General features: G+C 45.3%; 13 protein-coding genes. 7 read left to right on the top strand and 6 right to left on the bottom strand.

The annotated features are described in order from the left end of the window. The gene (locus BUC05_RS09260) at positions 1-816 is read right to left on the bottom strand and encodes a DUF2268 domain-containing putative Zn-dependent protease (RefSeq protein ID WP_073304658.1); all 816 of its coding nucleotides are present in this window, start codon (positions 814-816) and stop codon (positions 1-3) included. Positions 817-896: 80 nt separating this feature from the next. Here BUC05_RS09260 and BUC05_RS09265 point away from each other — a divergent pair, with 80 nt between their 5' ends. Both BUC05_RS09265 and coaA read left to right on the top strand, forming a co-directional pair. After that, positions 897-1,658 (top strand): GTP pyrophosphokinase, encoded by a 762-nt coding sequence (locus BUC05_RS09265; RefSeq protein ID WP_011247381.1) that lies wholly within the window; start codon positions 897-899, stop codon positions 1,656-1,658. A 114-nt stretch (positions 1,659-1,772) separates the two neighbouring features. Then, positions 1,773-2,723 (top strand): type I pantothenate kinase, encoded by a 951-nt coding sequence (gene coaA, locus BUC05_RS09270; protein ID WP_073304660.1) that lies wholly within the window; start codon positions 1,773-1,775, stop codon positions 2,721-2,723. A 69-nt stretch (positions 2,724-2,792) separates the two neighbouring features. Here coaA and BUC05_RS09275 read toward each other — a convergent pair whose 3' ends face one another. Further along, positions 2,793-3,554 (bottom strand): CAP domain-containing protein, encoded by a 762-nt coding sequence (locus tag BUC05_RS09275; RefSeq protein WP_011247383.1) that lies wholly within the window; start codon positions 3,552-3,554, stop codon positions 2,793-2,795. A 407-nt stretch (positions 3,555-3,961) separates the two neighbouring features. Here BUC05_RS09275 and BUC05_RS09280 point away from each other — a divergent pair, with 407 nt between their 5' ends. The 3 genes from BUC05_RS09280 (at position 3,962) to BUC05_RS09290 (ending at position 7,415) form a co-directional block, all read left to right on the top strand. After that, a complete protein-coding gene (locus BUC05_RS09280) occupies positions 3,962-4,555 on the top strand; it encodes a cell wall hydrolase (protein WP_011247384.1) in 594 nt (197 codons plus the stop codon). Positions 4,556-4,788: 233 nt separating this feature from the next. Further along, positions 4,789-5,244 carry a hypothetical protein gene (locus BUC05_RS09285; RefSeq protein WP_011247385.1) on the top strand — a complete coding sequence of 152 codons (456 nt, stop codon included), beginning with the start codon at positions 4,789-4,791 and terminating at the stop codon, positions 5,242-5,244. Between the two features lie 74 nt (positions 5,245-5,318). Further along, positions 5,319-7,415 (top strand): CBS domain-containing protein, encoded by a 2,097-nt coding sequence (locus BUC05_RS09290; protein WP_063608443.1) that lies wholly within the window; start codon positions 5,319-5,321, stop codon positions 7,413-7,415. 132 nt (positions 7,416-7,547) lie between these two features. Here the strand turns inward: BUC05_RS09290 and fabF are convergent, their stop codons facing one another. Then, the gene (gene fabF / locus BUC05_RS09295; protein ID WP_011247389.1) at positions 7,548-8,789 is read right to left on the bottom strand and encodes a beta-ketoacyl-ACP synthase II; all 1,242 of its coding nucleotides are present in this window, start codon (positions 8,787-8,789) and stop codon (positions 7,548-7,550) included. Between the two features lie 47 nt (positions 8,790-8,836). Further along, the gene (locus BUC05_RS09300; protein WP_035201766.1) at positions 8,837-9,772 is read right to left on the bottom strand and encodes a beta-ketoacyl-ACP synthase III; all 936 of its coding nucleotides are present in this window, start codon (positions 9,770-9,772) and stop codon (positions 8,837-8,839) included. A 194-nt stretch (positions 9,773-9,966) separates the two neighbouring features. Here BUC05_RS09300 and BUC05_RS09305 point away from each other — a divergent pair, with 194 nt between their 5' ends. Further along, entirely contained in the window at positions 9,967-10,236 is a 270-nt protein-coding gene (locus BUC05_RS09305) for a hypothetical protein (RefSeq protein ID WP_035201768.1), read from the top strand. Positions 10,237-10,432: 196 nt separating this feature from the next. Here BUC05_RS09305 and BUC05_RS09310 read toward each other — a convergent pair whose 3' ends face one another. Further along, positions 10,433-10,615 (bottom strand): ComZ family protein, encoded by a 183-nt coding sequence (locus BUC05_RS09310; RefSeq protein WP_035201913.1) that lies wholly within the window; start codon positions 10,613-10,615, stop codon positions 10,433-10,435. 145 nt (positions 10,616-10,760) lie between these two features. Here BUC05_RS09310 and BUC05_RS09315 point away from each other — a divergent pair, with 145 nt between their 5' ends. Next, a complete protein-coding gene (locus BUC05_RS09315) occupies positions 10,761-12,368 on the top strand; it encodes a peptide chain release factor 3 (protein WP_011247392.1) in 1,608 nt (535 codons plus the stop codon). Between the two features lie 55 nt (positions 12,369-12,423). Here BUC05_RS09315 and BUC05_RS09320 read toward each other — a convergent pair whose 3' ends face one another. Further along, positions 12,424-13,263, bottom strand: coding sequence for an NAD-dependent epimerase/dehydratase family protein (locus BUC05_RS09320; protein WP_011247393.1), 840 nt, complete (start codon positions 13,261-13,263; stop codon positions 12,424-12,426). Between the last annotated feature and the right edge of the window lie 8 nt (positions 13,264-13,271).

Genomic DNA, 13,271 nt, shown 5'->3' on the forward strand with positions numbered 1-13,271 from the left:
TCATGTTTCCGTGCCAATGCGCAGCACTGACTCAGCATCCTCATCCAGAAACGCTAACGTATCTTTCCTAGAACGTTCAGCCGCTGCTTTACAAAGCTTGAAACCGTAATAATAGCCTAGCATAGCCGGAATGCCTGCCCGGTCGTCGCCATAGAGAAAGGGCTTGTAATGGCTTCTTCCTTTTCTTAATAAATTCGGTTCCAAATAGCGGACAAACCATTCTTCTTGCCAATGCCCGTCATACTTCTTCGTCCACGGTGCCACATATGCTTCGCCGACCTCTTCTATTACAGCTAATTCAGCTAGTCCTTCCATCACCATTGATTCTAATAACGTAATAGACGACTCGGTTTCCTGTGTGCGCCATAATCGGCAAACATGATGGTATTCATGGGTGACTAATGCTTTTAAATCGTTCTCCTCAATGTCACCTGAAATAAAAAGAACGATGCCATCAGGAAAGCCGAGCCCCATTTTCCCTCCTAGTTCTGCCTGAAGCCGTTTATGTTCTTCATTTGCTGGCAACAAGAAAACGGGCACATTGGGCCCCTGCCATTTTTGTTTCAACGCATTAAATTGTTCGCCAGCTACAGTCCAGCAGTCTGAGTGCAAAAATTGCCTTAAGCGGCTTTTCCTCGTTTTGGGCAAAAATAAACCGATTTTTTGTAAATAAGTGGCCAACTGCTGATCTGTCGAATAGGCGAAAAGCGATTGAAGTGGCTGGATAAATAGTTGCCTATACCTTGCTTGGACCGATTGCTCCTCGTAATGGTCCACATATAGCTCAATCCATCTGTTTGTCTTGACGATTCCCACACTCTCACATCCTTCAAAACAGAGTTACACTTGACTTTGCTTAGCGCCAAATCCAAAATGAAAGGCAGAGGTGACTGACAATGAATGATCCTTTGCTTACTTTCGAAAAAGCAAAACAGCTAAAACAACAATTAACGGAATTTATGATGATGTATAAATTTGCTTTAGACGAAATGGAAACAAGAATTTCCATTTTGCAAGAAGAATTCGAACTAATGCATGATTATAGTCCAATTGAACATGTAAAAACACGATTGAAATCGCCGGAAAGCATTTTTGAAAAAGCGAGGCGCAAAAATATTCCTTTCCATTTGCATGTCTTAAAAAATTCCATCCAAGACATTGCTGGAATCCGTATTACTTGTTCGTTTCTCTCTGATATTTACCGGCTCGAGGAAATGTTGAGAAAACAAAGCGATATGCACGTAGTCACTGTAAAGGACTATATTAAAAAGCCTAAGGAAAACGGCTACCGTAGCCTCCATATGATTGTAAAAGTCCCTGTCTATACTTCCGCACGCAAAGAAGAAGTATTTGTAGAAATCCAAATCCGTACCATTGCGATGGATTTCTGGGCCAGCCTCGAACATAAGATCTTTTATAAATACAATCAGAATGTACCAAAACAGCTCATTTCAGAATTAACTGAAGCCGCCCACTCAGCTGCTGCACTCGATGAAAAAATGGAACATATCCATCATGAAATGAGTGCTGTCAAGCAGAAGCAAGCGGCACAGCCAAGCGAAAGCGAACAATTGCAATTAAACAGCCACACATTCGCCATTCCTCGAAAATTGCTAGAAAGCCTGCAAAAACTACCTGATGATTTGTCAGGCGTGTGAACAAATCTTTTCCTACATGTATACGTTCGCTCAAGTGTTCTATTCTTGATTATCCGTTTCAGCCGTGCTACGCTTCATCTATTGAAGTAAGCTCAACCCGCAAAGGAGATCCTTATGACAACGGATGAATTAACAAAAAGCTTAGAGGCTTTTACCCACTTCACTCGTGCAGAATGGGCACAGCTAAATGACGGGCATAGCGCTCCTCTCACGGAAAAAGAGCGGAAAAACCTCGAAGGGATTTATGAAACGATATCTGAGGCAGAAGTGAACGATGTATACATGCCTTTATCTGAATTACTTTATAAACGAATGGTCCATAATGTTAGGCTTCATGACGATTTAAATCGCTTTTTAAAGCGGGAACGGAAGCGGGTGCCCTTTGTCATTGGCATAGCCGGGAGCGTTGCAGTCGGAAAAAGCACAACCGCAAGGCTGATTCAAGCATTGGCCTCAAGATGGCCCGGCTCTCCGAAAGTGGAGCTTGTCACAACAGACGGCTTTCTATATCCAAATGAAGTGCTGGAAGAACGAGGCCTCATGAAACGGAAAGGCTTTCCAGAAAGTTACGATATCCGCAGCCTGCTTACTTTTTTGACAGACTTAAAAGCAGGCACGCCTATCGTAAAAGCACCTATGTATTCTCACTTGACTTATAACATTGAAAAAGATCATATCCAAACGTTGATAGAACCGGATGTCGTCATTGTCGAAGGCATTAATGTCCTACAAGTAAACCGAAAAGGCAAGCGCATGCCCCATGTGTTTGTCTCTGATTTTTTTGATTTCAGCATTTATGTCGATGCAGAGGAAAAAGACATATTATCTTGGTATATCGAGCGCTTTCAACTGCTCCGTAACACAGCATTCCAAAAGCCCGAGTCGTATTTTCACCGCTACCGCGACTTAACGGATGAAGAAGCGGTTGCAATGGCGGAATCGATTTGGCATACCATTAATGGCGTTAATTTAGAAAAGAACATTAAGCCAACACGCCTTCGCGCAGATTTGATCTTAACAAAAGGCGCTCACCACCGCGTTGAGCAAGTCCAATTGCGAAAATAAACGCCTTATATTAACTTGCTGAAACAAAAAAACTCCGCTGCTCTTTAGCAACGGAGTTTTTTTGGAGTGTTACCCTTTAAACAATTGCACGAACATTTTGCCGTAAGGACCGCCGTCAACTACGCCAATGCCTACTTCTGTGTAATTGCTGTTCAAAATGTTTTCACGGTGTCCTTGTGAATTCATAAGAGCATTGTGTGCTGCGTCTACTGTTTGGTTTCCAGCCAAGTTTTCGCCAGCTGTATTATAAGAAATACCAAACTGCTTCATCATGTCAAATGGAGAACCGTACGTAGGTGAATTATGGTCAAAATAGTTGTTGTCGATCATGTCTTGCGCTTTAACACGAGCTACTTCGGTTAGCTTTTGGTCGACTTTTAGAGGTTGAAGCCCTGCTTTTTCACGCTCTTGGTTAACAAGGTCAACCATTTGCTGTTCTTCTTGAGTCACATCACCAGATGCATCGGTTTCCTCTTGTTGTGGCTCTTCTTCTACCGTTTCTTGTTCTTCAGGTGTGTTAGTTGGCTCGCCTGCTTCTACTTCTGGTGCCTCAGGCTGTGCTTCTTCTTCAGGAGCAGGGGCTGGCGCTTCTTCTTTATTGATAAGATCCGTAACAAAATCTAAATCTTCCAAATTCACATTCGACCAATCGATGTTGCCAAATTGCTCTTTTAGCTCATTTAGGTCGACTTTCACGCAATCACCGCTAGCTGTGTAGACGTAAGGCCCTTTCACTTGAACTTTATATTGGCCTGCAGCATCGGCTTGGTTAGAAAAGCCTGCTCCTACGATGGCAGCGGCAGCTAATGTAGAGATAACTAATTTCTTCATGAATATCCTCCTAATCGTTGCGTACTGTGTATTCGTATCCCTGTTCGCCAGATACACACACATCCTAGCATACAAAAAGAATCGGATTCTATGGTAAAAGATTCATATAGTGGCATCTTGAAACGTTTTGTAATAGAACAATTAGCCCGGCCATTAACGGCTTGATCGCCGCCATATTTCAAAAAAGCAACTGGAAATTCTCCTCAACTGTTACACAACTGTAAAACGAGGCTCTAATTGTAACCATTGCGTAACAAATTGGCTTCAGCGTTGCCACGATCCCATTTGCTGTCTTTTGTGCGAAGCTTGGAAAACATTTTCAGCTCTTTTTTGATGAGAATCTGTTACAGTGTTAACGTGCAACCTTTGTGCACACTAGATTTACTTGATAGGAGTTGTATAGGTTTATGATCAAAAAACTTATATTCCTCATTTTTGGCTCAATTGGATTGTCTTTTGCTATGCTTGAAATTGCCGATGCAAAACAACTTACACACCCAGTTCAGCCAGGTGAGACCATATATACACTAAGCGAACGGTATGGCGTCCCAGAAGCAGCGATAATGAAAGTCAACGATCTTTCTGATTCTGCGATTGAAGCTGGCGAGACGCTAACGATCCCTGCAGCTGTTTCTGCTGCGGAGAGAGAGCTTTTAGCTAAACTAGTCAGCGCTGAAGCAAAAGGCGAACCGTATGCAGGGAAAGTCGCGGTAGCGACTGTCGTGCTAAACCGAGTGGACAATGAAAATTATCCAGATACTGTGCGCGATGTGATTTATGAAGTGACACCATCAGGCCATTATGCCTTTTCCCCTGTCTTGGATGGCGCCATTAACAATGAGCCTGATGACGAGTCAAGACGAGCTGTGACAGAAGCCCTCGCGTTTCGGGGCCAAGGTCAACAATCGCTTTATTTCTATAACCCGAAAACAGCAACAAGCGGTTGGGTAGCGACTCGGGAGCAAACACTCGTTATCGGCGACCATATTTTTGCCAAGTAACGCCTTAGACAATAACCGAATAAATGAAACTTACACAATGTCTAAGTTTCTTTAGACAAACAGATAGAAAGCGCTTGTCAGCCACGGCAAACAACGAAGGATGTGCGAGCGTTTGACTACAGTTTGAAAGCTCATGCCATTTATGGTGGCATGGGCTTTTTTTGCGCTTGCTGTGCTATGGTTGATTCAAACAGCGTATAACAGGGAATAACAGTTATAAAGGAGTGGTCTGTATGGAAAAAGGGCTTCGCCTGGATCGTGTGACGGCTCTTGATATAAATAGAGGCGTCCAACCAAACTATGCAGCAGTAGTAGCACCGCTTGAGCGGGTCGTATCAACTGAAAAAACAACAAGCGATACGTCTGCAAATAGCCTGCTCGCTTACGGCCACGCGTTACGTTATACAAAAGCGCCAGAAATGCGGCCCGTAGCTAAAAAAGCGGAAGAGCGTGTGAGCGACTGGGTATTCTCTCTATCTTGCCATTTCAAAACAGCTCGTTTTTATCATCGTCTGAACGATCAGTTAAGCAAACATGGGTTATTCTCGAAAACAGCGTCAACTGGAAGACCGTTTCTTACCACTGACGAGGCGGCCATTCTAGCCGACGCTTTCAAACAAGCTTCCCCCCCAACAAATATAAACCTAATGGCCGGCGGAGAAGGGCTGGCCATGGATTACTTCTGTTAAAAAGCAGCGTCTTAGCCCGCTGCTTTTTTGGTATACTACTAGAGAAGAGAAAAAAGCAAAAGGAGGCGGCTTATATGAAAGCAATTGTCAGCCTCAACCATCTTGATTTTCATGGCCTTGCTATTCTTGCAGCGGCCCAAAAAATTCATCCGGATGCCATTGTTGTGCTACCGCCTATTTACCAACATGCTGTCAAACGATTTTTGGACGACTATAAAACCGATTTTTCCTTTCAGCATGATGGCAAGCTTTCATGGAACGAAGTAGATGAAATTGTATATGTAGATTGGGAAGATGAAAAGCAGGAAAGCCTTTATCGCTCGTTGCCCGCTTCTGCTGTTGAGACGAATTTGTGGCGAACGATCAAAGCGACTAAAAGAGGCGTGCCGATCACTACCCTCATTTATGAGATGAAACGAAAACAAATTTCGGTAACAGCTATAGAAGCCACGCTTTTTGCTCTAGGTTTATATAACAGCACCCATCATTTAACGCTCCCTTCAACAACGGCTAGTGATGGCGATGCCTGTGCCTACTTACTTGAGAAAGGCGCTGATTTGCGCGTAGTCAACGACTATTTGCAACAAGCGCCACTGGCTGAAAAAATCGCTTCTGTAATGAGTAAGCCTGTTGTAACTGTACAAACATCGCAATTGGTTGATGAAGTGTGGCAAACGCTGCTTCGTTCAGGACATAGCGGTTTTCCCGTTGTCGATGAGACGGGGGCACTAGCAGGCGTTATTACGCGTATGGACCTCGCCAAGGCACGCCAGTTTGGCATGGGAGAAGCTCAAGTCACCGAAGTGATGAGCATGCCTAACATTACGCTTCGGGCAAACGATTCGATTGATGCCGCTTGTGCCCACCTTGCTTACAATCAAGTCGGCCGTCTCCCTGTCGTTGGCGACAACAACGAACCGATTGGCATTGTGACTCGAACAGACATCGTCCGTTCGCTTTACCCGAATAAGCATGCCGTTGTCCCTTCTGAGCTCGCGTCTTATTTTGGGAAGCAAACATGTTCCTTTCTGCAAAAGATTGGTGCTTTCGCCGACGAACTCCAAGTACCTGTCTATTTAGTTGGCGGCCTTGTGCGCGACTTTTTCTTAAAGCGCCCACATAAAGATATTGACTTAGTCGTTGAAGGGGATGGAATTGCCTTTGCCAAGCAACTGGCAACCGCATTTGGGGGAAGCGTGCGCAGCCATGAGTCATTTGGCACTGCTACGTGGGCCAACGAACAAGACATTGACATTGTGACGTGTAGAAAAGAGTTTTATTTGCAAAAAGGGGCATTGCCTACCGTGCGCCCGGCTTCGATTTACGAAGACCTAGCAAGGCGGGATTTCTCTATAAATGCGATGGCAATCCAAATCAATCGATCCTCATTCGGGAACGTGCTCGATGTGTTTCAGGGAAAACAAGCGCTTATCGACAAACACATTCGCATTCTCCATCCGCTCAGTTTCATAGAAGACCCGACCCGGCTTTTCCGCGCTGTCCGTTTTGGCCTGCGCCTAAACTTCAGCCTCTCCTCAGAGACGATACACCAAGCAACTAAAACAGGTGCTGCTCTGCACCACATTAGTGCTAAACGCTTACGGCAGGAACTTGATTTGCTAGCTAATGAAGGCGTGCTTTTTGAAGGCTTTCGCCAATTGGCTGACCTCCATGTCTGGACAACGTTGTTTGGTTCCCGTTTTTCCGAGCGAGCCTGGCGGCATATGGCCAACTTGCAGCAACATGGTTTGAATGATGGCATGTTCTTTTTACTGGCTGGCGCTGTTGATTGCACTCGTCTTGACGTCGCAAGTCGTTACGCTCTTACAAAGCAAGAGAAACGCTTGGTAGAAGAAACAAGCTTGCCCGTTTGGCAACAACTTGCGCCGACAGCCTCACTCGGAGAAGCACATCGCGACTTGGCGCGAATTTCAAGCGAAATCGTTCGCTTTTATAGCGAGGCCGAACTTCCGCTAAGCCCGCTCTTACGTCGTTATGCCGAAAAACGCACACAGTTTAAGCCGCTTTTGACAGGAGCTGATTTGCTCAAAGCGGGTTACCAACCAGGTCCTGCATTTACACAATGGTTGCTCGAAATCGAATGCCTACAACTTGACGGGCATATTGCTACAAAAGACCAAGCCCTTGCTTGGATTGCTGAGAAAACATAAACAAAGAGGCTGGTGATCACCAGCCTCTTTTACACTACAGACAAACGCTCGGATATGCTGCTTGTTTGCCTCACTTCTATACGCATGAACCCATTATCACTAAGCATCACTCGCCGGTCTAATCGGTGTTAGTTATTCAACCCATTTTTTAAATACGAGTGAGGCGTTGTGGCCGCCAAAGCCGAGTGAGTTGCTTAAAGCAACATGGACAGGTGCTTGTCTCGCTTCGTTTGGCACATAATCTAAGTCACACTCAGGGTCTGGCGTTTCCAAGTTAATCGTTGGCGGGATGATGTCTTCATCAATTGCCTTCACTGAGAAAATGGCTTCCACTGCTCCAGCCGCTCCAAGCAAGTGTCCTGTCATTGATTTTGTTGAACTTATTGCCAGTTTATAAGCATGCTCGCCAAACACGGTTTTTATCGCCTTTGTTTCATAAGGATCATTGAGCTCTGTGCTTGTTCCATGGGCATTAATGTAGCTAACCTCTTCAGGAGCTAGACCGGCGTCGTCAATCGCTGCCTGCATGCTGCGCGCTCCTCCTTCACCTTCGGGAGCAGGGCTGGTGACGTGGAAGGCGTCCCCTGTTGAGCCATAGCCGACAATTTCCGCATAAATGTGGGCACCTCGGGCTTTTGCAGACTCTAAGCTTTCCAAAATTAATATGCCTGCTCCTTCACCCATGACAAAGCCGCTGCGGTTGGCATCGAATGGCCTCGAAGCCGTTGCCGGATCATCGCTTGTTGTAATGGCTTTAGCTGATGAGAAACCAGCCACAGCCATATTGGTAATAGGCGCTTCACTTCCGCCTGTAATCATAACGTCCGCATTCCCTCGCTGTATCACTTTAAAGGCGTCCCCGATTGAATTTGTCCCTGATGCGCACGCCGTTACAGAGCACGAATTCGGGCCTTTTGCTCCTGTAAAGATCGATACTTGCCCGCTCGCCATATCTGGAATCATCATCGGCACGAAAAATGGGCTAACGCGGCGTTGACCCTTTTCTAAAAAGATACGGAATTGATTTTCATACGTTTCCATCCCGCCAATCCCAGAGCCAATCCAAACGCCAACGCGATCAGCATTTTCAGGTGTAATTTCTAGCCCTGCATCCGCTAATGCTTCTTGGGCTGAAACAACCGCAAACTGGGTAAAGCGATCCATTTTCCGAACTTCTTTGCGATCAATCGCAGCAGTTGGGTCAAAATCAGCAATTTCTGCCGCCACTTTCATCGGAAAAGCAGCAGCATCTATGCGGGTTAAATAGCCAATCCCCGACTTTCCTGCTTTTGCCTGCTCCCAAGATGTTTTTGCATCGAGCCCGAGCGGCGTAACCGCCCCAAGGCCTGTTACAACTACACGTCGTTTTTCCACTTTGTATCGCTCCTTTTTTCTTTCTACTTTTCCATCATTAGTCTTCGTTAGCGGCCCCAGCGAATCGCCAATGAGCCCCACACTAGGCCTGCGCCAAAGCCGACAAGTACAATGACATCTCCCTCTTTGATTTTTCCTTGTTCGATTTCTTCCACTAGCGCAATCGGAATCGAAGCAGCCGAAGTGTTTCCGTATTTGTTTACATTTACGGACATTTTCTCGCGTGGAAGTTCCAACCGTTCACGAGAGGCTTCCATTATGCGGATATTCGCTTGATGGGGGACAAGAAAGTCGACATCTTCTTTACCTAAGCCCGCTTTGCTTAACACGCGTAAAGAAGCATCCCCCATTTGCCGAACGGCGAATTTGAACACTTCGCGGCCATTCATTTCAAGAAAAGGGCCTTTTTTATTAATGTGCATGCCGCCTGAACCGTCTGCGCCAAGATCAAAAGCGAGAATGCCTTTGTCTTCTGCCACAGGTCCAACGATAGCGGCGCCAGCTCCATCGCCAAACAGGACGGCAGTGTTACGGTCTTCCATATTCACAAGTTTCGTAAGTTTTTCTACACCCACAACAAGCACATGCTTATAGGCGCCAGTTTCAATAAATTGCTGTGCCGTAGCCACGCCATAAATAAAACCTGCACAAGCTGCGCTAATATCCATTGCTGCTGCTTGCTTTGCACCAAGGCGGTCTTGGATCATTGTCGAGACCGTTGGAAAAACCATGTCAGGCGTTACCGTCGCCACCAAAATTAAATCAATCTCTTCTGCTGAAAGCTTCGCAGCTTTTAAGGCGCTAAGCGCCGATTCATAAGCCATTTCGGATGTTTCCACACCTTCAGCAAAACGCCTTTCTTCAATCCCAGTACGGCTTTTAATCCATTCGTCAGATGTATCTAAAAACTTTTCTAGATCATGATTTGTGACACGTTTCTCCGGCACATAACGACCGAGCCCTAAAATTCCTGCCTTTGGCATACGTCTACCCCTTCCTACTTTAAAAGACGTGTTTTTAAAATTAGTACCTGATCCTAATATTAGCAACCATTTTTGTTGCTGTCCAGAACGTTTTTGTCTAAATAATGCGCGAGAACGGGCGCATGCCGTCTCACGATTACGGCGAATGGCTATACACTAATATAAAATGAAAGGAACAGAAGGAGGCGTCACATATGCGCAATAGCGAGCAAGACTTCTTCTCAACCATGATGTTTGGCCCAAGGCCGCCAAGACAAAGCGAACCAATCGAACAAGAAGCAGAAATAGAAACAGCGGCAGAAACAGAGGGAGAAACGCCTGATGAGTTAGACAACGCAAGCCAGCTCGTTCAAGTCATTGCCCTTATCCAAGCAATCTCTCCTATTATTGAACAAGTCAAGCCTATCATTGGCGCGGCCAAAGAATTTTGGCAAAGTAAAAAAGAAACGAAAGATAGCGATTAGCTTTATGCCCCTTTTTTATCCATCAATGCTTAAACCATTGGTGGATCGTTTCTTCCCTACTTTCATTCTGTCGAATCAGGCCATTATTGGGATGACAGCAAGCGCACGGGCTTTGTATCAGCCTGCTTTGGTACTTCGTTCTGTCATGCTTGTAAACAAACCTGTGCCCTATTTTGCGCTTACTGGTTATCCTTTTTCATTCCTGCTCGTTTAACCCAAGTTCGTATGCTTCGTTCATCACATGAAGCAACAATGAAAGCAGCGGCTGCAATTCATCCATTGTTACTTCTATGCCTTTGCCTTCTAGCAATTTACGCGCTTCAGGTACATGCTTCATGGCGATTTCCATAAACTTCAAATTTCTTTCGTGTTGCTCCATTGAAATAACCCCTTTATATGTATTCTCTTTTAAGATAACTGAACGGTTGCTCGATGGCAAGGATGGACCGATTTGCTTTTCAAAGATGAAAGCAGGGCCGTTTCTTGCTATAATGGAAAAATCGATTTGGAAATGAGGTTGATTCATGAACCCAGCATTAAAAGAAGAAATTTTAGCAAGGCGTACCTTTGCGATTATCTCCCACCCCGATGCCGGAAAAACAACATTAACTGAAAAGTTGCTTCTTTTTGGCGGTGCCATACGGGAAGCAGGAACAGTGAAAGGGCGCAAAAATAGCAAACACGCAATGAGTGATTGGATGGAAATTGAAAAACAGCGTGGCATCTCGGTTACAAGCTCTGTGCTTGAATTCCAGTACAATGGCTTTCATGTCAATATTCTCGATACACCTGGCCACGAAGATTTTTCGGAAGATACGTACCGCACATTGACTGCTGCTGATTCTGCCGCAATGTTAATTGACGCTGCCAAAGGAGTTGAAGCACAGACGAAAAAGCTTTTTAAAGTCTGCCGCCTCCGCAATATTCCGATTTTCACGTTCATTAACAAACTTGACCGTCAAGGGCGTGATCCATTTGAATTAATGGAAGAACTAGAAAATCTCCTTGGCATTCGTTCATACCCAATGGGCTGGCCGATTGGCATGGGCCAATCATTTAAAGCTGTTTATGACCGTCACCAGCAAAAACTAGAATTATACAATCCTGACAATCCAAAGGCGATTGATACGATTCAACTAAGCGGGCCAGACGATCCGAAGTTGGATGAAGCAATTGGCGATGAACAACTGGTCCGTCAGTTCCGGGAAGAGCTAGAACTCCTTGATGTCGCTGGTGATGAATATGACAAAGAACGGATTGACAAAGGCGAACTGACACCTGTATTTTTCGGTTCGGCGATTTCAAGCTTCGGCGTTCAAACGTTTCTGGACCATTTTTTAAAGCTTTCTCCTGCGCCAGCTTCCCGGGAGAGCTCGATTGGGACGATTGACCCCCTTTCTCGGGAACATTTTTCCGGTTTTATTTTTAAAGTGCAAGCCAATATGAATGCTAAACACCGGGACCGCGTCGCATTTTTGCGGATCACTTCTGGTACATTTAAACGGGGAATGAACGTCAAGCATGTCCGGACCAACAAACCGCTAAAACTCTCGCAGCCAACACAATTTTTAGCGCAAAACCGCAGCATTGTTGATGAAGCGTATGCTGGCGACATTATCGGTTTATTTGACCCAGGTACATTTCGAATCGGCGACACGCTTGTTGATGGTGAATCGTTTGAGTTTAATGAAATGCCTCATTTCTCACCAGAGCACTTCGCAAGCATTACGGTGAAAGAAGCTTTAAAGCACAAATCATATGAGAAAGGCTTGCAACAATTAACGGAAGAGGGCGCGATCCAGTTATTTAAAACCTATAATAAGTACGTTGAACAACAAATTGTCGGCGTGGTTGGCGTACTCCAATTTGAAGTGCTTGAACACCGTCTCCACGCTGAATACAATGTCGATATCCAGATGGAACGGTTGCCGTTTTCTTTTGCCCGTTGGATCAGCGGCGGCGAAGAAGAGATGAAACGATTTAAAGAGAAACAGCGCAACCTCGTCACCGACAGAGAAGGCCGGATTGTTGCTTTGTTTGAGAATGAATTCCAAATGAGGACAGCGCAAGATAAATATCCAGGCCTCCATTTTTACGAAAACTCCTTTTACCAAGACAGTATGACCGAGTAAAACACGAAAAAACGGCAGTTGTGAAAAATGCAACTGCCGTTTTTCGTCATCTTTGTCACTGATTTGTGTTTGGATGCTTAGCTGCCATGCTCTTTGTTTCATCGTACATCGCTGCCAGTTTTTTTTGCCTTTGCCATTCTTCGTGGGCAAGTTGGTATTTTTTAATGCCCTCTGCTAAAGAAGTTCGTGGAAAAAAGCCTAATAGCTCATGGGCTTTTTGGTAATCAAGGCCATTGCTCTTCCCTGTTCGTTCAAACGGATTGGATGTGCCGCTACCTAAATGAATGGTATGCTGCCCGCTGTCAATTGCCATCGCTGCAGCTAACGCGCTTGTCACATCGTCAATATAAAGAAGATCATGCATGGATTCCGTTTTGCCTGTTTCATCCTCATAAGATACGAACTGTCTGCCTAGTTTTAAATGATAAGGCTGATGGAGCCCGTAAACAGTCGGTAAACGAATAATGACGGCGGCGCCCCCCGTTTCTGCACAAGTCACGCGAATGTTTTCTTCTTGCGCTAGCATCGCTTTCCCATATTCAGTCACAGGCTGTACCCGCCATTCGCCGCTATATTCGTAAACATCCGTCGTTGACAAAAACACAAATAAACAGTCAGGCTGGCACTTGCGCAAAACCGCTTCTAAAGCAGCCCGATTTTCATTATCGGCTGCATAAACCACCACATCTGCATCGCCAAAATCAACCTGTTCAATCTTTGTTTGCAAAAAGGTGAAATGGGCATTGCGGCCAAGCTCCATTTCTAAAGCAAGCTTTAACTCGCTACGATTTTCTAATGAATCAACCGCTGTAACCAACCAGCCTTCATCAAGCAACTTCTGCGCCAAATGAAAGCCAATAAACCCAAGCCCTCCTGCAATTTTGACATGCTTCACCGTCCTTA

The organism is Shouchella rhizosphaerae (assembly GCF_900142675.1).
Classification (GTDB): domain Bacteria; phylum Bacillota; class Bacilli; order Bacillales; family Bacillaceae_D; genus Shouchella; species Shouchella rhizosphaerae.